Genomic DNA, 25,888 nt, shown 5'->3' with positions numbered 1-25,888 from the left:
CACATATTGAAAGACTACTTATATTCCAAAAGGAGGAAATGACCATGTCAAATCGTCTTCGTGTCGGAATGGTTGGATACAAGTTTATGGGGAAGGCCCACAGCAACGCATATCGCAGTCTGCCAATGTTCTTCCCTTCTGCTCCACTGCAGCCTGAGATGTCTGTCATCTGTGGTCGCAACGAGCAGGGAGTACAGGAGGCAGCGAACCAATTTGGTTGGTCTGAAAGCGTTACGGATTGGCGCGAGCTTGTGAAACGAGATGATATCGATCTGATTGATATTAACGCGCCAAGTGATGCCCATAAGGAAATTGCACTGGAGGCAGCCCGTCAAGGCAAGCATCTGTTCTGTGAGAAACCACTGGCCCTGTCGCTCGCGGATTCACGTGAGATGCTTCAGGCAGCAGAGGATGCTGGAGTCGCCCATATGGTCGGGTTCAATTATCGGTTCTCACCAGCGGTGCAATTAGCCAAGGATCTGGTGGAGAGCGGAAGACTGGGTAAGATCTATCATTTCCGTGCGTTCTTCCTTCAGGACTGGATCATGGACCCTTCGTTCCCGCTGGTATGGCGTCTGCAAAAAGAAGTGGCTGGCTCCGGATCCCATGGGGACCTGGGTGCGCACTTAATCGATCTGGCGCGTTTCCTCGTCGGTGAATTCCAGGAAGTCATCGGCATGAGCGAAACCTTCATCAAAGAGCGACCACTTGCATCTGAGATGACCGGACTAAGTGCCAAGGGCAGTTCCAATGCAGATGCACCGAAGGGAGAAGTAACTGTTGATGATGCCACACTTTTCTTGGCACGATTCGCTGGAGGTGCGCTAGGAAGCTTCGAGGCTACACGCTTTGCAGCAGGTCATCGCAGTACGAACTCGTTTGAGATTAACGGTAGTCTCGGTAGCGTACGATTTGATTTTGAACGGATGAATGAACTGGAAGTGTATTTTACAAAGGATGAAGAGGACGTACAGGGATTTCGCCGTGTACTGGCGACTGATCCGGCACACAAATATTCCGAAGCCTGGTGGCCTGCCGGACATACGATTGGATTCGAGCACACGTTCACACATGAAATGCTGGAGCTGGTGACAGCGATCTCTGAAGGACGACAACCATCACCGAGTTTCCACGACGGGGTCGCCTGTCAGGCTGTACTGGAAGCCGTAGAACGTTCGGTGACGGAGCGGCGCTGGGTAACGCTTGAAGAGATGTAAGCAAGTAAGGCAAGCGAGGGATGGAACCACAACTAAACTATCCGAAAGCGAGTGATTGAACGATGAGTAAAGCACTGATTGTATGGGGCGGCTGGGATGGACATGAACCGGAGCAGGTAGCGGCGATTTTTGAACGCATTTTGAAGGAAGAACAGTTTGAGGTTGAAGTCTCGAATACGTTGGAGTCTTATGCGGATGCCGAGAAGCTGCTGGGTCTGGATCTGATCGTGCCGTTGTGGACAATGGGACAGATTGAACAGGAACTGGTCAATAACGTATCAGCGGCTGTTCAGAGCGGCGTGGGCTTGGCTGGTATTCATGGTGGCATGTGTGATGCCTTCCGAAATAACGTGGACTGGCAGTTTATGACGGGTGGACAATGGGTTGCCCATCCAGGCAACGATGGCGTGGAGTACATGGTGAACATGAAGCGCGGCTCTAGCCCGTTATTGGACCATATTGAAGATTTTCAGGTGAAAAGTGAACAGTACTACCTGCACGTAGACCCGGCCGTGGAAGTGCTGGCAACGACTCGTTTTCCAGTGGTGACTGGGCCGCATGCGGCGAATGGACCCGTAGATATGCCTGTAGTCTGGACGAAACGCTGGGGCGCAGGACGGGTATTCTATAACTCACTGGGACACCATGCGGACATTGTGGACATGAAACCCGTAACTGAAATGATGCGCAGTGGCTTCAAATGGACGGCAGCAGGCAAAGAGCTTGCCAAGACCCGGGCGAGTGCAGTACATGAAGTGTACACAGGTATGGCGGACAATCAGAACTAATGAGATTGTAGTTTAATTGCAAACGTAATGTCAGTTTCAACGTTTCATCCTCAATGGATAAACCATTTCTGATCCACGGCGAAGGGAGCCCCAGGTATGAAAACAATGAAAGTAGGTATTATTGGCTGCGGTAAAATCAGCGGCATCTATATGGAAAACTGTCACCGGTTCGAGGTGCTGGAACTTGTTGCGGTTGCGGATCTCGACCGGAAGCGTGCCGAGGAGCAGGCAGCAGCCTATAATGTGCCTAACGTATACAGCGTCGACGAAATCTTGGCTGATCCCGAGATCGAGCTGATCATCAACCTGACGATTCCTTCCGTTCATGCGGATGTATGCTTACGTGCACTTGAAGCAGGCAAACATGTCTATGTAGAAAAACCGCTCGCGGTTACCCGTGAGGAAGGTCAAGCCGTGCTCGAAACGGCGAAGCGTAAAGGACTGCTCGTGGGCTGCGCGCCAGAGACGTTCTTCGGTTCAGGCATCCAGACTTCACTTCAATTGGTGGAGGAGGGAGTGATCGGCAAGCCGGTGGCGGCGACCGCATTTATGATGAGCCGTGGTCATGAGCACTGGCACCCAGATCCGGAGTTTTATTACGCGTCAGGCGGTGGGCCGATGTTTGACATGGGTCCATACTATCTCACCGCATTGGTCCAACTGATGGGCCCGATCAAGTCGATTGCAGGTATGACAGGTAAAGCCATGGAAGAACGGACGATTACGAGTGAGAAAAAGAGAGGCCAGACGGTTCCCGTCGAAATTCCAACTCACGTCACGGGTCTGTTGCAGTTTGAGCAGGGAGCCATTGGCACGCTGATTACGAGCTTTGATGTATTTGGCGGAAGTGCACTGCCACCGATTGAGATATATGGCACGCACGGTACATTGCAGGTACCTGACCCCAATACTTTCGGTGGTCCGGTTCGTTACCGCTTGCTGGGCGAACAGGAATGGACGGAAGTTCCGCTTCTCCCAGGCTATCAGGAGAATACACGCGGCATCGGTGTGGCCGATATGGCCTATGCAGCCCATAGTGGACGTGCACATCGGGCGAGCGGGGAACTGGCTTACCACGTCCTTGAGGCCATGTGGGCATTCCACGATTCATCAGATGAACAGACATTCTACCAGATGAAAAGCTCGTGTCAGCGCCCGGCTGCATTGCCGGTGGATCTGCCATTGTATACATTGGATAAATAAGATAGCCATTATTGCTTATGTCATAATGAACAGCCCCTTTTCCTTCGAACAAGGAAAAGGGGCTGTTTTTTATTAAATCAAAAAAATCTGAGGATAACAGCGATCAGAAGGTTGTTTTGTCATCGGAATGACCAGTGCTTTAATTCAACTTATATAGCTATTTAGGGCTCGAATCCCGCCTGACTGATCCAGATTTCATCTTCGGCAAAAACGTTTTTCATCCGCTGTACAACAGTCTGATACGCATCTGGATGATACCAATGCTCCATCCCCACTTCTTGATAGAGCGACTCCATTCCGAGTCGCCGGGTTCGCTTGCCCTCGCTGCCATCGCCCATGAAATAATCGTCAATGCATACACGCTGAACCAGAGGTCTCAAGATGGCTGCAAACTGTTCACTGCTGGGTAATACGGGAGCAATCGCAACCTGCGTGGGTATTCCGGCATCCCGCAACTGTTCCAGTGCACGTAATCGGCCTGCAATTGGGGGAGCGGAAGGACTGAAATTCTTGCGCATATCGTCCAGATCCGTCTCTACCGTCATGCTGACCCGAACCCGGTCACCTAACTGCTGTAGCAGATCTATATCCCGGGTAACGAGTGGACTGCGGGTCTGGACTAATACGAAATCTGGAGGATGCTGTACCATCGTTTCAAGTAATGAACGCGTGATACACTCCTTGTATTCGGCGGGTTGATACGGGTCGGTACTGGAGGACATGAACAGAGTGACTTTTCCTTTCATTAAGGCACGCTGCAATTCTTTGGCGAATACTCGAGAAGCCTCCTGTTTCACATCCACCCAGCTCCCCCAATCCTCTTTGCGAAATAAGGAAACAGGCATCTGTCTGACATAACAATAGGAACAACCGAAGGCGCAGCCTGTGTAAGGATTCAGCGTATGTGTATATCCATTAAGGAACCCTGTTCCCTTGTTGAGTAACGTTTTGGGGACTTTGTACGTAAGATTTGTCTTCATAAGTTCTCATGCCTTTCGCGGTAGTGTGCAGGTGTGAGACTTGTGTGTTTGCGAAATACAGTAATGAAATAAGCTGAGTTAGGTATACCGACATGGCGGCCAATATCGGTGACGGTAAGTCCGGTATGTTCAAGCAACTTCCGGGCTTCGGTGATTCGTTTATCCTGAATATATTGAACCGGTGTGCGGCCTGTAATCCGCTTGAACACACGATGCAGATGATAAGGACTGCCATGACTTACAGTGGCAAGGACATCCAAGGTTAGAGGTTCGGCGTAATGATGTTCGATGTAATCCGTGATCCCGTATATCCACTCCTGATCAGGTACCCGCTCGCCTGTAGGTTTACAACGTTTGCAGGGTCTGAACTTTTGTGCTAACGCTTCTTCAACATGGTGAAATATCAGCACATTTTCAGCTTTGGGTGCTCTGGACTTACAGGAAGGTCGGCAAAAGATACCCGTTGTCTGCACACCGTAAAAGAACGTTCCATCATAAGAATTATCGTTGTGGATGATGGCATGCCAATATTTTTCCTCTATAGATTCGGGCAGTGCGCGATCTTGATCTCGACTTTCCACGGTGATCACCTCATCTCTAATTATAACCCTGATTCCAAGGGAGTGACGAAGTTTCGACTTGAAAAGCAAGATATCAATACTTGGGATATAGTCCTTCCTTCAATCTGAACGAAATATGAGCTACAATATACAGGATGGTATACAGGTTATATAGGTTCAACTAAACTTTCTACACGAGAACGGAGAGGACAGAAATAACGTGAAGAAGCGAAGCGTTCGCCTTTATCCCCAGATTTTCCCATTTAAGAAGGGAATTAAAAAAATCTGGGGATAACAGCGATCGGAAGGTTATTCTGTCATCGGAGTGGTAAGTGTAAATATTCTTTAGTTGAACTTATATAGAACTCAAATGAAATTTATAGACGAAAGAGGTAGGTAGGCATGGTTCGTTTTGGCGTAGTGGGTACCAACTGGATTACAGAAAGGCTTCTGGAAGCCGCAGCACAGGTTGATGGATTCAAATTGACCGCCGTGTATTCAAGAACTGAAGATAAGGCTAACGCATTTGCAGATAAATATGAGGTTGAACATCGTTTCACCGATCTGGAAGACATGGCGGCAAGTGATGTAATCGACGCAGTCTACATTGCAACACCGAATACGGTTCATGCGGAGCAGGCTGAGCTTTTTCTGAGAAACGGTAAACATGTATTGTGCGAGAAACCTCTGGCTGCAAATAGCGCCGAAGTTCGGAGCATGATTGATACGGCACGAGAACATCAAGTTCTGCTCATGGAAGCGATGAAATCTACCCTAGTTCCCCAGTTCAAAATGGTGCAGAAGAACCTGCATAAAATCGGTCCTGTCCGTAAATACGTAGCAGGATACTCTCAGTATTCTTCGCGTTACGACAAGTACAAAGAGGGGATCGTCCTGAATGCGTTCAAGCCTGAACTCGCCAATGGTGCGTTAATGGATCTCGGTGTATATTGTCTCTACCCATTGATTACATTGTTCGGTGCACCTAACCGGGTTCAATCCCAAGCAATGATGCTGGAATCTGGCGTGGATGGACAAGGCAGTGTGCTGCTGGATTATGATGGGATGGATGCGGTTGTTACATACTCCAAAATCTCCAATTCTCATCTACCAAGCGAAATTATGGGGGAACTGGGCAGCATTATCATTGACAAGATTGGCTCACCGGAACATGCAGAGATACGATACAATGACGGTACGGTGGAGCAGCTCACAGTCGAACAAAACCATCCGGCGATGTATTATGAAGTGGAGGAGTTTGTGAATCTGGTTCATGAAGGCAAAAAGGAGTCTGACATGAACACGTATGAACGCTCCGATGTTACGATGCAGGTCATGGATCAGATTCGGAAGCAGATTGGGCTTGTGTTCCCTAACGATTGATTAAGCGCAGGAAAGGAAGCTGAGACGAGATGAGCAGAGATGAGCAGAGATGAGCAGAGCAAGAGTAGAGAGGGTCAGAAGAACAGCGGAGAAGATCAGCAGTCCAATGATTCTGGAGGTTTGGAACTGACACAGATTGTTTTCATAGGAAGAACCTTTGAGGAATATATGAAGATGTTCAACCTGACCGTGGAGGATCTTACAGGCAAGTCCATTTTGGATTGTCCAGGTGGAGCATGTTCGTTTAGTAGCAAGGCGCGCAAGTTGGGTGCAGACCCCATGGCCGTGGATATGGCCTACAAATATGAGATCGACGAGCTTGAGGTAAAGGGATTTCAGGACATTGAGCATACGATGAAACAGATGGAATCGGTGCAAGGCATATATGTGTGGGATCAATTTGGATCAATCCAGGGGTTAAAGGAAGAACGAACTCGTGCCATCACAGATTGCATTGTAGATATGAGAATGTTTCCTGACCGTTATGAGGCGTCTATGCTCCCGGATCTACCCTTTACGGATGAACAATTCGAGCTGACGTTATCTGCCCATTTCCTGTTTACGTATGCGGATCGATTGGATGTTGATTTTCATGTTGCAACCGTGATGGAGCTGCTGCGTGTGAGCAAACGAGAGGTTCGCATTTTTCCAACAGTGGATCTGTCTGGTGAACGTTACAAGCACATGGATGAATTAAAAGTAATACTCGAAGAGCGTGGGTGCATCGTATCCGAAGAACCAACAGCTTATGAGTTTCAACGGAACGCTCACACGATGCTTCAAATTGTTAAACATAATCGAACAAGATAGGAGGTTTTTTGGATGAATAAAGTACTTATACTTGGGGGTACACGTTTTTTCGGTAAACGTCTGGTGGATCACTTGCTGTGGGAAGGGAAGTCTCAGATCACAGTCGCAACTCGTGGTAAAACGGATGTTGACTTCGGACCCGAAGTCAACCGAATCAAGATGGATCGTGAAGACCCGGAATCTCTGGCAGAGGTTGCACAGACAGACATGTGGGATGTTGTGTACGATAATATCTGTTATTCCCCAGATGCGGCGAAAGCGGCATGTGAAGCTTTTGCAGGACGCACCAAAAGATACGTTCTGACATCCACACTCTCGGTATACGGTGATCCCCGACCTGGATTTAAGGAAACGGATTTTGACCCGTATACATATCCATTACAGTATGGGAGTGCGGAGGATTTTTCGTATGGAGAAGGCAAACGGCTTGCGGAGGCTGTATTTTTCCAGGAAGCAGATTTCCCGGTTGTGGCGATGCGTATTCCCATTGTACTCGGGATTGATGATTATACGAGAAGACTTCATTTTCATATTGAACATGTACAAAAAGGAAAACCGATCGGCATGCCAAATCCGGATGCGGAGATTGGATTCATCAATTCCACAGAAGCGGCAAGATTTCTCGCGTGGCTTGGACATTCGTCCATTACTGGTCCGGTGAATGCAGCATCCAAGGGTGCGATTACGCTGTCAGCCATGATGCATCTGATCGAGACGGTCACGGGCATGCAGTCCCAGATCCTTAAGGAAACTGTGAAAGAAGACATGTCACCCTTCGGGATCGAGCAATCATGGACGATGGAGACGACCAAGGCAGAACAAGCAGGTTATACGTTCGAAGCTCTGATGGACTGGTTCCCGGGACTCGTTCGTGAGGTCGCTCTCGCATTACAGTCGGAGCGGTAGAATATCGGCATGGATGGAACCATAATGAAACTGAATGAACCTGACGAAATGACCGGTTCGGACGAACAGGTCATCTAACGAATGAATATCAAAAAGGGTGTAACCAGAGCGTAATCTCCGGTGCACCCTTTTTATGTTGTACATTTTTCGAATTTGAACGGGACCTAATCCAGATAAGTGGGACTAATCATTTACACGATAATATTTGGTCAACTCTGGTGCTTTACTCTATTTTTGCTCACGTGGAGCAGTAGCTGAAGCCCGTATGCGCAGTTCTGACGGTAGAATGACGGTTTGGGCTTCGGAAGGGGCCATGCCCTCAATTCGGTCAATCAGCATCTGTACCCCTCGAAATCCAAAATCATATGCGGGCTGTGCAGCTACGGTAAGAAAAGGGTCAAAGGCGGAAGCCAGATCCAGATCGTCGAAGCACACAACAGAGATGTCTTCTGGTACATGCAGTCCTCGTTTGCGCAAAAGCCGAATGACCCCAATCGCCAGCATGTTGTTGGCGGCAAAAATGGCTGTTGGTTGATCCGGTTGAGAGAGTAGTCCATCCAGTCCTTCTTCATCGCTGAAATCCCGGTACCCGGTTCGAAGCACAAGCTCGGGATCGATATCAGCTCCGGCCTCACGTAAACCCGATATATAACCTTCCTCCCGCAGTCTGGCGGTAGAAACCTCCGAAGAACCATTGACCAGTGCAATGCGCCGATGCCCTAATTTCACCAAGTAACGGATCAATTCAATTGCACCTTCCCTGCTATCTCCAGCAATGATATCAGACGTAATGCCAGGTACCGTCCGATCCAGAAAGACAAATGGAATGTTACGTTCCTGCAACTGTTTCAGATGAGTGAGAGAACGATCTCCCGCTGGGGCATATAGTACACCATCCACGCGAGTAGACAGAATAGCATCCACGTAATCCTTTTCCTTGTCGTAATCCTCGTCACTGTTGCCGAATAAGAGCCGGTACCCACGAAGATGGGCTGCATCTTCAGCACCACGGGCCAGTGTTGTATAAAAAGGGTTGGTAATATCCGTAATGAGTAATGACAGCATCTGGGTTCGTTGAAGCACAAGGCTGCGTGCATTGGAGTTCGGAATATATCCAAGTTCGTCGATCACCTGTTGCACACGTTCGCGTGTCGCAGAACTTATGCGGCCAGTATGATTAATAACCTTGGATACCGTCATGGCGGAGACGTTGGCTTTTTTGGCAATATCGTAAATCGTAATCAATAGAATCTAACCTTTCCGCAACATAGTCTTACCATTCTATAGGATAATGCCAATTGACAGCAAGATAGGCTCATGCTATGTTAGGGTTACCGATAACCCTATGTGGGTTCTGAACGTCCTTACTACATAAACCATTTCGTTAAATTCGCTCATGCATGTTCCATCTTCTTGAATAGAGGAACTACATACAAGGCTGATTAATGAAATGGTTTATTGTTTTTTTGAAATTATGTAAACGTATTCAAATAGCGAAGAACTACACTTGTTCATTTGTGTAAGCAGGTCTTGCGTGTAACTCGGGTATCGGTTGTAATTCCGTATTATCTCATTCTAATCAATGCATATGGATCAGACAGAAGGTTTCTCAATTCATACCAAATTCTATGAAGCGAATTGAAGGAGGACATTCTCGTATGACACATCAGGATTATCGTTATAAGCAGGCTTTCCCCAAGATTGGTATTCGTCCCACGATTGATGGAAGACGCAAAGGCGTTCGGGAGTCACTGGAAGAACAAACGATGCGGATGGCGACGTCTGTGGCCGAGCTGCTTGCAGCCGAACTACGGTATCCTGACGGCTCAGCAGTAGAGTGTGTTGTTGCTGAGACCTGCATTGGAGGGGTAGCTGAAGCGGCCGCAGCAGCGGAACTGTTCAGCCGTTCGAACGTGGGTGTAACAATTACCGTGACACCGTGCTGGTGTTACGGTACGGAAACGATGGATATGTCGCCATCCACTCCAACAGCCATCTGGGGGTTTAACGGAACTGAACGTCCGGGTGCTGTATATCTGGCGGCAGTTCTCTCAGCCCATGCACAGAAGGGCATTCCTGCCTTTGGGATCTATGGAGAGGATGTTCAGGATGGAGGAGATACAACGATTCCCGATGACGTACGTGAGAAGTTGCTCCGTTTCAGCCGTGCGGGTCTTGCAGCCGCTACCTTGAAAGGGCAAGCCTATCTGTCGATTGGATCGGTATCCATGGGGATTGCTGGCTCGATTGTGAACGACTCATTTTTTCAGGAGTATCTGGGCATGCGGAATGAATATGTGGATATGAGCGAACTCACTCGTCGTATTGAAGAAGAAATCTACGACCCCGAGGAGTATAAGCTCGCACTGGCCTGGGTGAAGGAGAATTGTAGCGAAGGTCCGGACAACAACGCTGCCCATCTGCAAACGGATCGTAAACGTAAAGAGTACGAATGGGAAACGGTTGTGAAAATGACACAAATCGTGCGTGACTTGATGTCGGGCAATCCAAGGTTGGCAGAGCTTGGGTTTACAGAAGAATCGATGGGCCATCACGCGATTGTATCCGGCTTCCAGGGACAACGGCAATGGACAGACCATTCACCTAACGGAGATTTTCTGGAGTCGATACTGAATTCTTCCTTTGACTGGAATGGCAAACGTGCGCCTTATCTCGTTGCAACGGAGAATGATAGCTTGAACGGTGTGTCCATGTTATTTGGTTCGTTACTCACGCATACGGCTCAGATCTTCGCTGATGTGCGCACGTATTGGAGTCCGGATTCGGTACAGCGTGTGACGGGGCACCAGTTGGAAGGAAACGCGAAGGACGGCATTCTGCATCTGATTAACTCGGGTTCCGCAGCATTGGATGGCACCGGACAACAGTCCAGAGATGGGAAGCCTGTGCTCAAGCCTTTCTGGGAAATTACAGATGAGGAAGTTCAGGATTGTCTAAAAGCAACATCGTGGAGACCGGCATCCGTAGAGTATTTCCGCGGGGGCGGCTATTCAGCGGATTTCTTGACCAAAGGCGGCATGCCTGTAACGATGACACGTCTGAATCTGGTCAAAGGACTGGGTCCAGTGCTGCAAATCGCTCAGGGTTACACGGTCGATCTGCCTGAAGATGTACATGATACGCTGGATCAGCGGACAGATCCAACCTGGCCATCCACCTGGTTTGCACCTGTTCTAACCGGATCGGGAGCGTTTACTTCGGTATACGAGGTCATGAACCAATGGGGTGCGAACCATGGCTCCATCTCATATGGTCATATCGGTGCTGATCTGATTACGCTGGCTTCCATGCTTCGCATCCCGGTCAACATGCATAATGTCCCTGAATCGGAGATTTTCCGTCCACGTGCATGGGGATTATTCGGCACAAGTGAGCCAGAGAGCGCAGACTACCGTGCTTGCAGTGTGTTCGGCCCGCTGTATCGTTAAAGCAAGGAGGCATGGGAGAATGGGAAATCAAGCAACACATGTGCTTGCTGCAGATTACGGCGCTGGAAGTGGACGCGTAGTCCGGGGTTCTTTTGATGGCAACAGACTGTCTTTACAAGAAGTGCACCGTTTCAGCAATGAACCCGTGCAGCTGGGGGACGGATTGTATTGGGATTTCTTGCGACTTTTTCATGAATTAAAACAAGGCATTGTAAAAGGGACGCAAGGAGAGGCGTATGCGATCCGTTCCATTGCGGTAGATACGTGGGGAGTAGACTTCGGACTGGTGGATCGGACGGGAAGATTATGCGGAAACCCGCGCCATTATCGGGAGGCACGCAATGCGCAGTGGATGAGAGAAGTTCTGCACATGGTAAAAGAAGAAGAACTGTATGCCATGTCCGGCGTCCTGCCACAGCAGATCAATACGGTATTTCAATTACTAGGCAGTGTACGAGAGCATGCTGAAGGTATACGTCCGGAAGTGCGCATGTTATTCATGCCTGACTTATTTCATTATTATCTATCCGGTCAGCAGGCTTGTGAGTATACGATTGCCAGCACCAGCGGGCTATTGCATGCAGGCGAGGCCCGTTGGAATGAACAACTGATCGGGCGTCTCGGTATACCGGAAACATTATTTCCGAGGCTTGTTCAGCCCGGGACCATACTGGGGCAGTTAACGGATGACTTGTGCGCGGAATTACGGACTGGACCGATGCAGATAATCTCAGTGGGATCACATGATACCGCCTCTGCCTTGGCAGCGATCCCTGCGATGGATTCAAATTTCGCGTTTATAAGCTGTGGAACCTGGTCTCTTATGGGTGTAGAGCGTGATGCACCTGTGTTGGATGAACGAAGCCGTGTATTGGGGTTTACGAATGAAGGGACGGTCAGCGGCAAAGTCCGCACCTTGAAAAATCGTTCAGGCCTGTGGCTGCTGCAGGAATGCAAACGGCAATGGGAGCGGGAGAATCAACTTTTTACACATGAAGAACTGATTCAGCTGGCTACCTTGGCAACGCCGCATCAAAGTTATGTATCGCCCGGAGATGGCGTGTATTTGGCGCCAGGGAATATGGCTGAACGCATACGCCAACAATGCAGTGCCAGCGGACAGATTGTACCGGAAACGACTGGGGCGATTGTGCGTTGTATTCTGGAAAGCCTGGCCCTGGAATTTAGGCAGAACCTGGATGAATTGCAGTTGATCACAGGTACAAGACCTCGTGTCATTCATATGGTTGGTGGCGGTGTACACAATCCACTATTGTGCCAGTTTACAGCCAATGCAGCCGGTGTCCCGGTGGTGGCAGGCCCGGCAGAGGCGACGTCAGCCGGGAATTGCATGCTGCAATTCCTTGCACATGGAGAAGTGAGTAGCTTGGCCGAGGTCCGGGAGGTCATGGCTGCTTCCTTTTCCCCCGAGACCTATGAACCTGAGGATATAGAGCGGTGGCAGGAAGCTTATGAAAACTACCAAAGTCTGAATCAAGTCAAAAGGTAATGAACAGATTCTATGAAATGAGCATTGACGAAAATATACAAAGAAAAGTACGAGGAGTGGTGAGGAACATGTCTGAACAGCAAATAAGGGAAGAGTTGACGAAGTATGCCCGCAGAGCAGTTGCCCAAGGGCTTGTGGTAGGACCTGGTGGGAATCTGAGCGCCCGATCCGAAGGGACGATGCTGTTGTCTCCAAGTGGTTATGCACTTGAGGATCTGGAGCCTGAAGAGTGGATCGCTATTGATATCGAGACAGGGGCGACTAGTGCGGGATCAACACGTCCGTCTTCCGAAGTATTAATGCACCTGTACAGTTATCGTGTGAATCCTGATATCCAAGCCATAGTGCACACGCATCCGGCATATACCATTGCACTCAGTCTCGTTTTCGATGAGTTGCCACACCTGTTCCCTGATCAGTCGGCATTGGTGGGCGATATTGGGTTCGTTCCATATGTTCTGCCAACGACGAAACTACTTGCCGATGCAGTCTCTGCAAAGGTAGAAGAACATACGGCACTTATTCTCGTCAATCACGGATTGGTCACGACGGGCAAAAACCTCCGTGAAGCTTATTATCGCACCCAGGTAGTGGAAGAAAGCGCCAAGGTGTATATGATCGCAAAGGCGGCCGGGGAACCCAAAGTGCTTACTGCTGAAGAATACAAGGAAATTCAGTCCCTTGAAAGTGAAGCTTACCGTGTTCAGCTGTTGCAACAACTCAAGTCTTAAACGAAGATTAATCATTCGTCAAAACCTGACACGAAACTGGATAATCCACTATTTTTCTCGACAACTATTGCATAACCTGAAATACCGAGTATAATACTGGGTAAATAGATGAAAAGGGGATGCAATAAACGATGAAAACACATGCTGAATTGAACTCACTTCTTGTTGACGATTATCTGGATCTCCTGAACATAGCGAAACAGCTAGGTGATGAGGAATGGAAAGATGCTATTCTCCAAGCATTGAAGGAAGAAGTCGATGCGAATCATCATCTGGATTCAAAGGAAGTAAGACAGGATTTATGGAGTCAATTTGAAGGGATTAATGAACAGATGCATGATCTGTTAATGCAACTGAAGCATGCTGACAATCCAGAAGAGAAAGAGCAGATTATTGAAATGATCTGGGGATTGAAAGTGGACCGTCATGCCATCACACGTAAACTTGAAACCATGAGCCGTGCCAGCGCTGGACATCAATAAGCTCTAGGTTGATTATACATTGAAACCCGCGTGTTTCCTGGGATTATCCCCTAGGTCGCACGCGGGTTTTGTTTATGTTTTGATTGTTTACTACACTTTAAGTGAGTGTTCAAAAAGGTCGGTTTTCAGTACCGAGAAGATGGGATGAAGCTAGAAATGGAGTAGCCGAGCGTAGGGAACTACGTGAGCAACTACAATGTTTCCAAAGGAAACATACTTCGTAAGCCTCTGCTTAGTTCGGGTGAATCCCATATTCGATGCTGATGATGCCACTAGGCATAATTCGTAATCAAAAGCGGACTTTTTGAACTACCTTTCTAAAATTGTTTTGCGAGAGTGCGTGCCTGCTCTATAGCTTGTTGCTTGATCTCATCCGCACGATCTTTATACTGATTGTGCCCCTCAACAAAAATGCCATCAAGCTTCGGCACACCGAGGAATGACATGATAATGCTTAAGTAACGATGACCGGATTCCATCTGGGCCGCTGGGCCTTCGGAATAAATGCCACCACGGGCCTGAATATGCAACGCTTTTTTGTCAGACAACAGTCCAACAGGACCTTGTTCGGTATAACGAAATGTTTTGCCAGCTACGCAGATGGAGTCAACATAAGCCTTTAGGATCGGAGGGAACGAGAAGTTCCACATCGGGGTTACAAAAACATATTTATCTGCTGCGGCAAATTGATCCGACAGTTCATTCAAACGACTTACTTTCGTCTGCTCTTCGGCAGTCAGGTCACTGCCCGATTGCAGTTTGCCCCATCCACTGAAGACATCCGCATCGATATGGGGAATGTCCGAGCGATACAGATCGAGATGAACAACCTCATCAGAAGGGTGACTTTCACGATACGCGTCAATAAATGCTTTACCTGTAGCCATGCTAAAGGAGGTTTCATGATCATGAGGATGGGCAGTAATATACAATAAGGTAGACATGTTGTTCTTCCTCTCTATGCGATTCATGGGGGTGAACCGATGTTGGTAGCAATGAAGCGACCGCAGTAGTATGCATCGTTTGCCTCATTTTATACGTTAGAAATGAACCAGATGGAATGATCATGATACTGAATCAGATGCTATATAGTGACCAGATACTCAATCCATGTATAATATACAGGACGAGTATTTAATTTCCAAAGACAATAGGATGAGTGAGATGAGCGCACATGGGAATGGACCTGGAGAAGCAACGATTAAGCATTGAAGCAGCGAAATTGTATTATCAGTCCGATTACAGCCAACAGGATATTGCCGCAAGGTTGGGCGTATCGCGTCCAACGGTCTCCCGATTACTTCAGTACGCCAAGGATCGAGGGTATGTCCGCATTGAGATTATGGACCCGCTGGAGGATATCGACATCATTGCCGGAGAACTCAAGTCGAAATATGATCTCGATACGGCACGGCACTAGTGTGTTTTGCCCCTTTGAAGAGTGATGAGGAAATCCAGAAACATATCAGCAAACGAGCAGCGGATTATCTTCAGGAGACGGTTCAGGATGCAGATATCATCGGGGTGACCTGGGGAACAACCATGCATGCCGTAGCACGCCAGCTTCGTCCCAAACAGGTCAAAGGTGTCGAAGTCGTGCAATTGAAGGGGGGCGTAAGCCACTCCCATGTCAATACGTATGCCGCTGAGATTGTACATTTGTTCGCTGAGGCATTCCACACGGTACCAAGGTATCTGCCGCTGCCTGTTATTTTCGACAACATTGAAGTAAAAAACATGGTGGAAGCGGATCGGCATATCGGCAGAATCGTGGAACTGGGCAGACAGGCGAATATCGCCTTATTTACCGTAGGTACTGTGAAGGAAGATGCATTATTATTCAGGCTCGGTTACTTCAATGAAGAAGAGCAACAATTGCTGATGAACTCAGGTGCAGGCGACATTTGTTCACGCTTTTTCGATGCGGAAGGTCAGTTGATCAGTGAAGAGATTAACAGCAGAACCGTCGGGATTGATCTGGCTGAATTGAGAAATAAGGAAAAATCAATCCTGGTCGCCGGTGGACAACGTAAAATTGAAGCTATTCACGCCGCGCTTAAAGGTCATTATGCGAATATTCTGGTTACGGATCAGTACACAGCTCAGGCATTACTGCGATTCTAATTTCAAATGAAAATGTATGACAACATCTGCCACGACAAAAGGGCGGATGTTTTGCTTTTTTAGGCAGAAAATATAATATAACGAAGCAAGAACGACAAATGGACTTGTGAACAAAAGTTCAAGTTGATTTTTACATATGTTCATGTTAGTGTAAGGGTATAGAAAATAACTAGTTCAGATAAGGGAGAGATTCAATTGACTACACCACAATTAGCTAAAATGATCGATCATACGTTGCTTCGTGCGGACGCAACACAAAGTGAAATGGCCAAGTTAACCGAAGAAGCGAAACAATACCAGTTTGCTTCTGTATGTGTTAATCCCGGCTGGGTTGCTTATGCTGCTGAGCAGTTGCAGGGTTCTGGCGTAGATATCTGCACCGTTATTGGTTTCCCTCTGGGAGCGTCCACATCGGAGACAAAAGCTTTCGAAACTAAAGATGCGATTGCTAAAGGTGCAACTGAAGTCGATATGGTCATCAACATCAGTGCTTTGAAAGATGGCAAAGATGATTACGTTGAACAAGATATTCGTGCTGTTGTTGAAGCGGCTGCGGGTAAAGCTTTGGTGAAAGTCATTATTGAAACTTGTCTGTTGACGGATGAAGAGAAAGTACGTGCTTGTCAGGCAGCTGTGCGAGCTGGAGCTGATTTTGTTAAAACCTCTACAGGTTTCTCCACAGGTGGAGCAACGCCAGAAGATATCGCTTTGATGCGTCGTACTGTAGGTCCTGATGTAGGTGTTAAAGCTTCCGGTGGCGTACGTAGCCTGGAAGATATGCAGAAAATGATCGAAGCGGGAGCAACTCGGATCGGTGCAAGCTCCGGTGTTAAGATCATGCAGGGCGGTCAGTCTACATCTTCGTATTAAGCAAAAGCTTATGCATTAAAATGTAGTGGTATATTCTCTGTACTTGGGTATTCAACTCAGGTACAGAAGATACTCTTACACTTAGAATTTAAATAACTGAACTTATTGTAAGCGCTTCATAAGTTTTCTGAAAGGATACTGATTTAGAATCCTTAAGAACCCTTTGAGCTGAATTTTACTTCCGGCTTAACTACCTTCAAAGGAGAGATCAAATGAAATTTTTAATTGCCCTTATCGGCTTGCTCGTTGTTTTTGGACTGGCTTACATCGCAAGCAACGGTAAAAAGAAGATTCGCTACCGGCCGCTGGCCGTAATGGTTGTTTTACAGGTGATCCTGGCGTATGCCTTGCTGAATACAGGGGTCGGGACATGGCTCATTGGCGGCTTCGCCACCGTATTTAAAAGTTTGCTTGATTATGCAAATGAAGGGATTGCGTTTGTATTTGGTGATTTGACGAAGGTTGAAGACGCAACTGGCGGTGTTCCATTCTTCCTAAACGTCCTGATGCCAATCGTTGTCATCTCTGCACTCATTGGGATATTGCAGTATATCCGAATCTTACCTTTTGTTATAAAATATATTGGTCTGGTATTAAGCAAAATCAACGGAATGGGCAAACTGGAATCATATAACGCGGTTGCTTCGGCTGTATTGGGGCAATCTGAAGTGTTCATTTCTGTGAAAAAACAAATTGGGTTGTTGCCAAAACATCGGCTGTACACCTTGTGTGCTTCGGCGATGTCCACGGTATCGATGTCGATTGTCGGTGCCTATATGTCCATGATTGATCCGAAATATGTGGTTACGGCACTTGTGCTGAACCTGTTTGGCGGTTTTATCATTGCTTCCATTGTGAATCCTTATGAGGTTACAGAGGAAGAAGATATATTGGAAGTGCAGGAAGAGGAGAAACAGTCCTTCTTCGAAATGCTGGGCGAGTACATCTTGGATGGATTCAAAGTCGCCATCATCGTAGCTGCGATGTTAATCGGTTTTGTTGCTTTGATTGCACTTGTTAACGGAATTTTCAGCGCGGTGCTTGGTATTTCGTTCCAGGAGTTGCTTGGTTATGTGTTTGCACCATTAGCCTTTATTATGGGTGTTCCTTGGAAAGAAGCGATTCAGGCGGGAAGTATTATGGCAACCAAAATGGTATCCAACGAATTCGTCGCCATGCTTGCTCTAGCAAAGGAGACATTATTGTCTGCCAGAACAACAGGGATCGTATCCGTCTTCCTCGTATCGTTCGCTAACTTCTCCTCCATTGGTATCATTGCTGGTGCGGTGAAGGGACTTCATGAGAAACAAGGTAATGTGGTAGCCCGCTTCGGTCTGAAACTGCTTTACGGTGCATCGCTTGTCAGTGTATTGTCTGCGATCATCGCCGGACTGTTCTTGTAAACCGGATTATTGGAAGGAGTGCTTAGATTATGTCAACATTTAAAAGAGTACATGTGATCGTTATGGATTCTGTAGGGATCGGCGAAGCGCCGGATGCAGCAGAATTTGATGATTTTGATGTAGATACCTTCGGTCATATTGCACGTGAACGCGGAGGTCTGAAAATGCCTCATATGGCCAGTCTCGGACTGTCCAACATCAAAGAAATCGAGGGTGTCCCTGTAGCGGATGCACCTAAAGCGTATTACACCAAGATGCAGGAAGCATCCAGAGGCAAAGACACGATGACAGGTCACTGGGAACTGATGGGTCTTTACATTGATACACCTTTCCGTGTGTTCGAGAATGGTTTCCCTGATGAGTTGATTAAGCGCATTGAAGAGAAAACGGGCCGCAAGGTGATCGGTAACAAACCGGCCAGCGGCACGGAAATTCTGGATGAGCTGGGTGCAGAGCATGTCGAAACTGGTGCGCTCATCGTGTACACTTCCGCTGATTCGGTTCTACAAATTGCAGCACATGAGGACGTTGTTCCACTGAAAGAACTGTATGAGATCTGTGAGTTCTGCCGTGAGATTACACTTGAAGATCCGTACATGCTAGGCCGCATTATTGCACGTCCATTTGTAGGTGAAGCGGGTGACTGGAAACGTACTGCGAATCGTCATGACTATGCGCTTAAACCGTTTGGTCGTACTGTCATGAATGAACTGCAAGATGGTGGATTCGATGTGATTGCCTTGGGTAAAATTGCGGATATCTACGATGGCGAAGGGGTAACCAAGTCCGTTCGTACTGTCTCCAACATGGATGGCATGGACAAGTTGTCCGAAACGATGGATGAAGAGTTCACTGGACTCAGCTTCCTGAACCTGGTTGATTTTGATGCGCTGTATGGTCACCGTCGTGATCCGCAAGGTTATGCTCAGGCACTTGAGGACTATGATGCACGGCTGCCAGAGATTTTTGCCAAAATGACCAATGATGACCTGCTCCTGATCACAGCTGACCATGGTAACGATCCAACCTACCGTGGTACAGACCATACACGTGAATATGTACCACTGCTTGCCTACTCTCCGCGCTTCAGCGAGGGCAAAAAGCTTGATCTGCGCAGCACATTTGCTGACCTTGGCGCAACCGTAGCCGAGAACTTTGGAGTGAAAATGCCGGAATACGGTACTAGCTTCCTGAAAGATTTGAAATAAGTTTTGGTTAGATAATGGAAACTTTGGGGATTTAAGTATTCTTTCAAAAAATGAATTAGGGATGTCGGAGTAGCTGAGGCTGCTCCGGTTCCTGCCATCATAATAGAGATAAACATATAACTGGAGGAGATTCATTCATGAGTACACATATTGGAGCAAAACCCGGAGATATCGCAGAAACGATCCTATTGCCAGGAGACCCTTTGCGCGCGAAGTATATTGCAGATACGTACCTTGAAGATGTTGTATGTTACAACGAGGTTCGTGGAATGCTCGGTTACACAGGTACATATCAAGGACACCGGATTTCGGTGCAAGGTTCAGGGATGGGTATTCCGTCCTTCGCCATCTATGCTAATGAGTTGATCAGCGAATATGGCGTGAAAAACCTGATTCGTGTAGGAACTTGTGGCGGTATGCAGGAGCATGTACGTGTACGTGACGTCATCCTTGCACAAGCAGCATGTACAGATTCCAGCATGAACAAACACGTATTCGGTGGTTATGACTTCTCACCAATCGCTACGTTCTCCCTGCTGAAAGAAGCATATGACCGTGCAACAGCTAAAGGCATGAAAATTCATGTCGGTAACGTGTTCAGCTCCGATTCTTTCTATCGCGATGACCGTTCCGTAACCGAGAAGTTGATGAAGCACGGTGTACTGGGCGTAGAGATGGAAACAACAGCACTATACACCATCGCTGCTAAGTTCGGTGTTAACGCACTGACCATCCTGACGGTAAGTGACCACTTGCTGACAGGAGAAGAAACATCTGCCGAAGAGCGCCAAAAAACGTTCAACGACATGATGGTAGTTGCCCTGGACACAGCAATCACACTGTAATTGTTGCATTTTATATTCAATAATCATTGATTTGGATCGAAACTTTTGTTATAAGCACGTAGTGAAGGAACCGGAATCGATTCTGAAGAAGCGTCAGCGTTCGCCTTTGCCTCCAAGTTTTCTCCATTGCAAAATGGATCAAAAAAACTTGGAGACAACAGCGATCAAAAGAACGATCCGGGGCCGGAACGAATTAACATCAAAGTGTTCTATACAATCAATACACACACAAGGAGAGATCATCATGAGAATGGTAGACATTATTGCCAAGAAACGCGACGGAAAAGAACTGACAACGGCTGAGATTGATTTTGTTGTTCAAGGATACACACAAGGGGAGATCCCGGACTATCAAGTCAGCGCATGGGCGATGGCGGTATTCTTCAAAGATATGACAGACAAGGAACGCGCTGATCTAACGATGTCGATGGTGAATTCCGGTGAAACGATCGACCTGTCCGCCATCGAAGGCATCAAGGTAGACAAGCACTCCACAGGAGGGGTGGGCGATACAACAACACTGGTACTCGCTCCGCTCGTTGCTGCGCTGGATGTTCCTGTTGCCAAAATGTCCGGACGTGGACTTGGACATACGGGCGGCACAACAGACAAGCTGGAATCCGTTGCTGGCTTCCACGTAGAACTTGAAAAAGAAGAGTTCATTCGTCTCGTAAACGAACACAAGGTTGCAGTTATTGGACAAAGTGGTAACCTTACGCCTGCAGATAAAAAGCTCTATGCACTGCGTGACGTAACAGCTACCGTTAACTCCATTCCACTGATCGCCAGTTCCATCATGAGCAAGAAAATTGCAGCAGGTGCAGATGCAATCGTATTGGATGTTAAGACGGGTGCTGGTGCATTCATGAAGACAACAGAAGATGCCAAAGAATTGGCACATGCCATGGTAAGCATCGGTAACAATGTTGGCCGTAAAACGATGGCTGTTATCTCCGATATGTCCCAACCACTGGGTCTGGCGATTGGTAACGCACTTGAAGTGAAAGAAGCCATCCTCACACTGCAAGGTAAAGGTCCAAAAGATCTGGAAGAACTGTGTCTGGCACTTGGACGTCAGATGGTATTCCTTGCTGGCAAGGCAGATTCCTTGGAGCACGCTGAGGAGAAATTGAAAGAAGTGATCCAGAACGGTAAAGCCCTGGAGAAATTCAAAGATTTCCTGGCAAACCAAGGCGGAGACGCTTCGGTTGTGGATCATCCAGAGCGCTTGCCTCAAGCACAGTATCTGGTTGAAGTTCCAGCAGACAAAGATGGCTATGTTGCCGGAATCGTCGCTGACGAAATCGGAACTGCAGCAATGCTGCTCGGCGCAGGCCGTGCAACAAAAGAGTCCGAGATCGATCTCGCGGTTGGTCTGATGCTGAACAAAAAAGTCGGTGACCCAGTCAAAGCTGGTGAGTCCCTCGTAACGATCCATGCCAATCGTGAAGACGTAGCAGACGTCATCGCGAAGATCAAAGAAAACATTACGATTGCGGATCATGCCGATGCGCCTGTATTGGTTCATGATATCGTAACGGAATAATACATTCCGAGCAGACGAGATGTAATCTCACGTCTGACTGAACATGAAAGCCCCGAAGCGATGTAATCCATCGCTTTGGGGCTTTTTGTCGTTGAGGTGCACGTTGTTACTACTACTAGGAACTACTGGCTCTTTATTTTCTCATACGCCATCACCGAGTCCGCATTGGTATAAATGTAAGGCGTGGATGGCTCGGATACAGGTGTCACCTTTGTGGCCCGAATCTCAATCGTATCCTTACCGTTAACCTGTGCAGAGCCGATGCTGCCATCGATTTGTACCCAACTGTCTGTAGGAAAGCTATCCGCGTCGGGCATGTGAATCATTACACCGAAGGGGGCCGCATCAGCGGGGCAGCACATGACGAGAAATCGTCCCAGTGCAAAATGTGATTCGTGATCCATGCTTTTGTCCCGATAAACGAACCCGGTTAAGGAGATATCTTTGCCTGCAAATTGTCGCTGGAACATATCGATCGTGCCGAGGGTTTCAGAGAAGATCTCGGGATAGACTCGGATGACCTGTTCTGCATACAACTTCTCCGCCAGTTCAGCGAATTCGCGGCTATACTCGTCTGGGGGAATGAATTGTACTTTGGTAGCCGATGCAGGCTGAACGGTCGTTGGTTTTTGCGTGAGATCTTGTACATTCAATTGCGTTGCCGGATCAGGTAAAGGCTCTTTTCGACGAATCTCGGGAGGGGCATAGGTGAGAGACATTCCTTTCTGACTGGCCATGGAGCTGCCGAGCGCCCGATCAGGTAACAGAAATCCCAGCAACAGGGGGATAGCAATCAGACCATATACCAACGAGCTGCGTAGGAAACCGGAAGGAGGTGGATGTTCACAATCGCAATGAATCTCGTTACTACTGAACAGTCCATGCCAGGCCATGATAACAGCAATAAATAATAAGGGAACGGGACAGCATAACAGCAGTTTTTGCATCGTGGGTGCCAGATAATAATGAAGCGAATCACTTGAATTCAAGTGAATAATGTACACTGCCACCCCGCCGATCCAGCCCGCACGGATCAGGTTATGCCATTGAATGATGTGTGATCTTGGAACGGGAGGTTTGGTCATCGTATAGACCGTGTGATTCATATCATCACCTCATCTCTATTCATAGTCACTATGAAAGTTCATGTGATTAACCATTCAGGTCATGAAGTATTTGGCTCAACCTTTATACCAGCAGGTTAATCAACCATGAGCCAGCGAAGACGAGCGTAATAATGGCTAGACTTAGACCAATAACAAACCGGGTACGGAAGGTTGAGAGCAGCATCAGGGTGCTTTTGAAATCCAGCATTGGACCAAGCACAAGGAAGGATACCAGCGGCCCCAGTGCAAACGTATGTGAGAACGCAGAAGCCACAAAAGCATCAGAAGTGGAGCAGAGAGACAATACATAAGCAAATCCCATCATGAACACATAGGAGGCGACAGGACCATTGCCAAGTGAGATCAGATCGCTGCGGCTAATGAATGTCTGGATGCAGGCTGTAATCAGGGCACCGATCACCAGATATTTGCTCATATCGACAAATTCATCTCCGGCGTGAATGAAGAAACTGCGCCAGTTTTTTACATGGTTATGATCATGTGCATTTGCGTGCGAGTGAGGTTGCGCCATTTTAAAACCAGGATGTGTCTTAACCTCTGTCACTGCGACTTTTGGCATCCGAAGGGGATTTCGACGAACAAACACATACACAAGCATGCCTATGGAAGCTGCTACAGCAAAGGCCAGTCCCATTCGGGCAATGGTAATCTCAGGATGGGAGGGAAAGGCGAGCAAGGTTGCGGTAAATACGATCGGATTGACTACGGGACCACTCAAGATGAACGTCACTGCGATATAGGCAGGCATGCCTTTGTGCATTAACCGTCTTACTACCGGGATCATGCCACATTCACAGATGGGAAAAATAATACCGAGCAGCCCTGCGACCAGCACACCGCCGATCGGATTCTTGGGTGTAAGTCTGCGGACCATTTCTTCGGATACGAACCACTGCATGAGCGAGGACAATAACACACCCATGAGCAGAAAAGGTGCGGCTTCAAGGAAAATACCTATGAATACGGTTTTCATATTTTGCAAAGCTTCACTGTTCCATGCTTCCTTCAGGTCTGGAGCCATTGTGATCAACACGGGAACAAGAAATGCACAAGGGATCAGGAAGGACAGGAGCTTCAAATTGGCTGCCATTTTCATGAAACAGACCTCCACAACTAGGACTTTGCTAAAATATATGCTTGTACGTGCAGCAACATACATCATTCCTATGTTCTAATCAACATTTTTACGATTAATCAAGATTCTTCATCATATTAGAGTTGACAACCCAAAGAAATCTGCGGTATAGTTCGGATTGATCATCTTTAATAGTAATAATTACGATTAAAACCACAACTTAAACAGAGTGGAGGAAGCAGAAATGTCAGATCAACAGGTTCAACAGCGGGTTCCAGTAACCGTACTTAGTGGATATTTGGGTGCAGGCAAAACGACACTTCTCAATCATGTGCTTCATAACCGCGAGGGGATGCGGGTTGCTGTCATCGTCAATGATCTCAGTGAAGTTAATATTGATGCAGGTTTAATACGAGATGGTGGAGGGTTATCGCGCATTGATGAGAAGCTGGTAGAGATGTCTAATGGTTGCATCTGCTGCACGTTACGGGAGGATCTGTTGAAAGAAGTCGAGCGGCTGGCGCTGGATGGTTCTTTTGACTACATATTGATTGAATCCACTGGTATTGGTGAGCCGGTACCTGTTGCTCAGACGTTTACGTATATCGACGAGGAACTTGGCATTGATTTGACGAAATTCACCCGTCTCGACACGATGGTTACGGTTGTTGATGCTGCCCAGTTCTGGCGTGATTTTTATTCCAAAGAAACGTTGAAGGATCGTGGACAGGAAGCGGGGGAGGACGATGTTCGCGGAATCGTTCATCTGCTGACGGATCAGGTGGAATTCTGTGATGTGCTGATTCTGAACAAGTGTGATCTGGTATCGGAGGAAGAACTGACGAAGCTTGAGAAGGCCCTGCACGCCATGCAACCGGAAGCCAAGCTTATTCGAACAACACATGGGCAGATTGATCCGAGAGAGATATTGAATACGGGACGTTTTGATTTTGAAAAAGCAAGCCAGTCCGCGGGTTGGATCCGCGAATTGATGAAAGAAGAACATACCCCGGAGACAGAAGAATATGGAATTCATTCATTTGTCTATCATCGAAAACGTCCATTCCACCCGGAACGGTTACTGCGTTGGATTGCGAAATATCCAGATAGCATCGTGCGATCCAAAGGTCTGATGTGGCTGGCGACAAGAAACCATATGGCGATCTCTTTCAGTCATGCAGGTACATCCAAGCAGCTTGCGCCAGCAGGAATATGGGTAGGTGCGATGAGTGAGGAGGAAAGACAACTTCACTTTGGTGATACATTGCCAAGCATACCGGATTGGGATGATGAGTGGGGCGATCGGGTGACGAAATTGGTATTTATCGGCATTGACATGGACCGGGCAGAGATTGAACGTACGCTGGATGAGACCCTTCTTACGGAAGAAGAGATGTTGATGAACTGGCGTGAACTGAAAGATCCTTTTCCGGCATGGAGTTGACAAAAGAAAAACCATCAGCTAATATCATTAAATAGTAATGATTACGATTAAATAAAAGGAGGCAACAATCATGAGAGTCATTGTAACCTTAGCCTGCACCGAGTGCGGGGACCGCAACTACACAACAACCAAGAACAAGCGTAACCATCCAGAGCGTCTGGAGATGAAGAAGTACTCACCTCGTTTGAAGAAGATGACGATTCACCGGGAAACACGCTAAATTTTTT

23 protein-coding genes and 1 pseudogene are annotated in these 25,888 nt (G+C 47.6%); 18 read left to right on the top strand and 6 right to left on the bottom strand.

From position 1 onward, the window contains the following. The first annotated feature begins 44 nt into the window (after positions 1-44). The 3 genes from WFI24_RS02460 to WFI24_RS02450 all read left to right on the top strand — a co-directional run bounded on the left by WFI24_RS02460 (position 45) and on the right by WFI24_RS02450 (position 3,208). A complete protein-coding gene (locus WFI24_RS02460) occupies positions 45-1,217 on the top strand; it encodes a Gfo/Idh/MocA family protein (RefSeq protein ID WP_145321882.1) in 1,173 nt (390 codons plus the stop codon). A gap of 62 nt (positions 1,218-1,279) precedes the next feature. After that, positions 1,280-2,005: a ThuA domain-containing protein gene (locus WFI24_RS02455; RefSeq protein WP_336758478.1), complete on the top strand. Its 726-nt coding sequence runs from the start codon at positions 1,280-1,282 to the stop codon at positions 2,003-2,005. Between the two features lie 96 nt (positions 2,006-2,101). After that, a complete protein-coding gene (locus tag WFI24_RS02450; protein ID WP_336758477.1) occupies positions 2,102-3,208 on the top strand; it encodes a Gfo/Idh/MocA family protein in 1,107 nt (368 codons plus the stop codon). 161 nt (positions 3,209-3,369) lie between these two features. On the opposite strand, the gene WFI24_RS02445 is transcribed toward WFI24_RS02450, so the two are convergent. Continuing rightward, positions 3,370-4,188, bottom strand: coding sequence for an SPL family radical SAM protein (locus WFI24_RS02445; RefSeq protein ID WP_336758475.1), 819 nt, complete (start codon positions 4,186-4,188; stop codon positions 3,370-3,372). Continuing rightward, positions 4,185-4,769: a bifunctional transcriptional activator/DNA repair enzyme AdaA gene (locus WFI24_RS02440; protein ID WP_336758473.1), complete on the bottom strand. Its 585-nt coding sequence runs from the start codon at positions 4,767-4,769 to the stop codon at positions 4,185-4,187. Before WFI24_RS02440 ends, WFI24_RS02445 begins: the two co-directional genes overlap by 4 nt. A gap of 381 nt (positions 4,770-5,150) precedes the next feature. On the opposite strand from WFI24_RS02440, the gene WFI24_RS02435 reads away from it, so the two are divergent. Genes WFI24_RS02435 through WFI24_RS02425 form a run of 3 tightly spaced genes read left to right on the top strand, consistent with a single transcriptional unit; the run spans position 5,151 to position 7,847 of the window. Then, complete coding sequence (locus WFI24_RS02435) at positions 5,151-6,131, top strand: Gfo/Idh/MocA family protein (protein WP_336758471.1); 981 nt, start codon at positions 5,151-5,153, stop codon at positions 6,129-6,131. Between the two features lie 39 nt (positions 6,132-6,170). After that, positions 6,171-6,941: an SAM-dependent methyltransferase gene (locus WFI24_RS02430; protein WP_336758469.1), complete on the top strand. Its 771-nt coding sequence runs from the start codon at positions 6,171-6,173 to the stop codon at positions 6,939-6,941. A gap of 12 nt (positions 6,942-6,953) precedes the next feature. Continuing rightward, a complete protein-coding gene (locus WFI24_RS02425; RefSeq protein WP_336758467.1) occupies positions 6,954-7,847 on the top strand; it encodes an NAD-dependent epimerase/dehydratase family protein in 894 nt (297 codons plus the stop codon). A 228-nt stretch (positions 7,848-8,075) separates the two neighbouring features. Here the strand turns inward: WFI24_RS02425 and WFI24_RS02420 are convergent, their stop codons facing one another. Further along, the gene (locus tag WFI24_RS02420) at positions 8,076-9,092 is read right to left on the bottom strand and encodes a LacI family DNA-binding transcriptional regulator (protein ID WP_336758466.1); all 1,017 of its coding nucleotides are present in this window, start codon (positions 9,090-9,092) and stop codon (positions 8,076-8,078) included. 413 nt (positions 9,093-9,505) lie between these two features. Between WFI24_RS02420 and WFI24_RS02415 the strand changes: the two genes are divergently transcribed. The 4 genes from WFI24_RS02415 (at position 9,506) to WFI24_RS02400 (ending at position 14,019) form a co-directional block, all read left to right on the top strand. After that, positions 9,506-11,296 (top strand): L-fucose isomerase, encoded by a 1,791-nt coding sequence (locus WFI24_RS02415; RefSeq protein WP_336758465.1) that lies wholly within the window; start codon positions 9,506-9,508, stop codon positions 11,294-11,296. Between the two features lie 19 nt (positions 11,297-11,315). Beyond that, positions 11,316-12,806 (top strand): rhamnulokinase, encoded by a 1,491-nt coding sequence (locus WFI24_RS02410; protein WP_336758463.1) that lies wholly within the window; start codon positions 11,316-11,318, stop codon positions 12,804-12,806. A 68-nt stretch (positions 12,807-12,874) separates the two neighbouring features. Continuing rightward, the gene (locus WFI24_RS02405) at positions 12,875-13,537 is read left to right on the top strand and encodes a class II aldolase/adducin family protein (protein WP_336758461.1); all 663 of its coding nucleotides are present in this window, start codon (positions 12,875-12,877) and stop codon (positions 13,535-13,537) included. A gap of 131 nt (positions 13,538-13,668) precedes the next feature. After that, positions 13,669-14,019 carry a hypothetical protein gene (locus WFI24_RS02400; RefSeq protein WP_145321862.1) on the top strand — a complete coding sequence of 117 codons (351 nt, stop codon included), beginning with the start codon at positions 13,669-13,671 and terminating at the stop codon, positions 14,017-14,019. A 317-nt stretch (positions 14,020-14,336) separates the two neighbouring features. Here WFI24_RS02400 and WFI24_RS02395 read toward each other — a convergent pair whose 3' ends face one another. After that, positions 14,337-14,963: an FMN-dependent NADH-azoreductase gene (locus tag WFI24_RS02395; RefSeq protein WP_336758459.1), complete on the bottom strand. Its 627-nt coding sequence runs from the start codon at positions 14,961-14,963 to the stop codon at positions 14,337-14,339. 236 nt (positions 14,964-15,199) lie between these two features. Between WFI24_RS02395 and WFI24_RS02390 the strand changes: the two are divergent. The 6 genes and pseudogenes from WFI24_RS02390 to WFI24_RS02365 all read left to right on the top strand — a co-directional run bounded on the left by WFI24_RS02390 (position 15,200) and on the right by WFI24_RS02365 (position 22,015). After that, a pseudogene (locus tag WFI24_RS02390) lies at positions 15,200-16,143 on the top strand (sugar-binding transcriptional regulator). Between the two features lie 219 nt (positions 16,144-16,362). Next, the gene (gene deoC, locus WFI24_RS02385) at positions 16,363-17,013 is read left to right on the top strand and encodes a deoxyribose-phosphate aldolase (RefSeq protein WP_336758767.1); all 651 of its coding nucleotides are present in this window, start codon (positions 16,363-16,365) and stop codon (positions 17,011-17,013) included. A 212-nt stretch (positions 17,014-17,225) separates the two neighbouring features. Beyond that, a complete protein-coding gene (locus WFI24_RS02380; protein ID WP_336758458.1) occupies positions 17,226-18,416 on the top strand; it encodes a NupC/NupG family nucleoside CNT transporter in 1,191 nt (396 codons plus the stop codon). A gap of 29 nt (positions 18,417-18,445) precedes the next feature. After that, positions 18,446-19,624: a phosphopentomutase gene (gene deoB, locus WFI24_RS02375; protein WP_336758457.1), complete on the top strand. Its 1,179-nt coding sequence runs from the start codon at positions 18,446-18,448 to the stop codon at positions 19,622-19,624. Between the two features lie 137 nt (positions 19,625-19,761). Further along, positions 19,762-20,469, top strand: coding sequence for a purine-nucleoside phosphorylase (deoD, locus tag WFI24_RS02370; RefSeq protein ID WP_017688193.1), 708 nt, complete (start codon positions 19,762-19,764; stop codon positions 20,467-20,469). Positions 20,470-20,713: 244 nt separating this feature from the next. After that, complete coding sequence (locus WFI24_RS02365; RefSeq protein WP_076250401.1) at positions 20,714-22,015, top strand: pyrimidine-nucleoside phosphorylase; 1,302 nt, start codon at positions 20,714-20,716, stop codon at positions 22,013-22,015. A 122-nt stretch (positions 22,016-22,137) separates the two neighbouring features. On the opposite strand, the gene WFI24_RS02360 is transcribed toward WFI24_RS02365, so the two are convergent. Both WFI24_RS02360 and WFI24_RS02355 read right to left on the bottom strand, forming a co-directional pair. Continuing rightward, a complete protein-coding gene (locus WFI24_RS02360; RefSeq protein WP_336758453.1) occupies positions 22,138-23,121 on the bottom strand; it encodes a TIGR03943 family putative permease subunit in 984 nt (327 codons plus the stop codon). An 82-nt stretch (positions 23,122-23,203) separates the two neighbouring features. Further along, positions 23,204-24,238 carry a permease gene (locus WFI24_RS02355; RefSeq protein ID WP_336758452.1) on the bottom strand — a complete coding sequence of 345 codons (1,035 nt, stop codon included), beginning with the start codon at positions 24,236-24,238 and terminating at the stop codon, positions 23,204-23,206. Between the two features lie 223 nt (positions 24,239-24,461). Here WFI24_RS02355 and WFI24_RS02350 point away from each other — a divergent pair, with 223 nt between their 5' ends. Together WFI24_RS02350 and rpmG are read left to right on the top strand one after the other, a co-directional pair. Further along, a complete protein-coding gene (locus WFI24_RS02350) occupies positions 24,462-25,661 on the top strand; it encodes a GTP-binding protein (protein WP_336758450.1) in 1,200 nt (399 codons plus the stop codon). Positions 25,662-25,731: 70 nt separating this feature from the next. Continuing rightward, on the top strand, positions 25,732-25,881 hold the full coding sequence (gene rpmG / locus WFI24_RS02345) for a 50S ribosomal protein L33 (protein WP_036613813.1): 150 nt from the start codon (positions 25,732-25,734) through the stop codon (positions 25,879-25,881). The last annotated feature ends 7 nt before the right edge of the window (positions 25,882-25,888 follow it).

The sequence above is a fragment of the Paenibacillus sp. USHLN196 genome, from assembly GCF_037144955.1.
Lineage (GTDB): Bacteria > Bacillota > Bacilli > Paenibacillales > Paenibacillaceae > Paenibacillus > Paenibacillus xylanexedens_C.
This window is presented reverse-complemented; position numbering and strand designations above follow the sequence as displayed.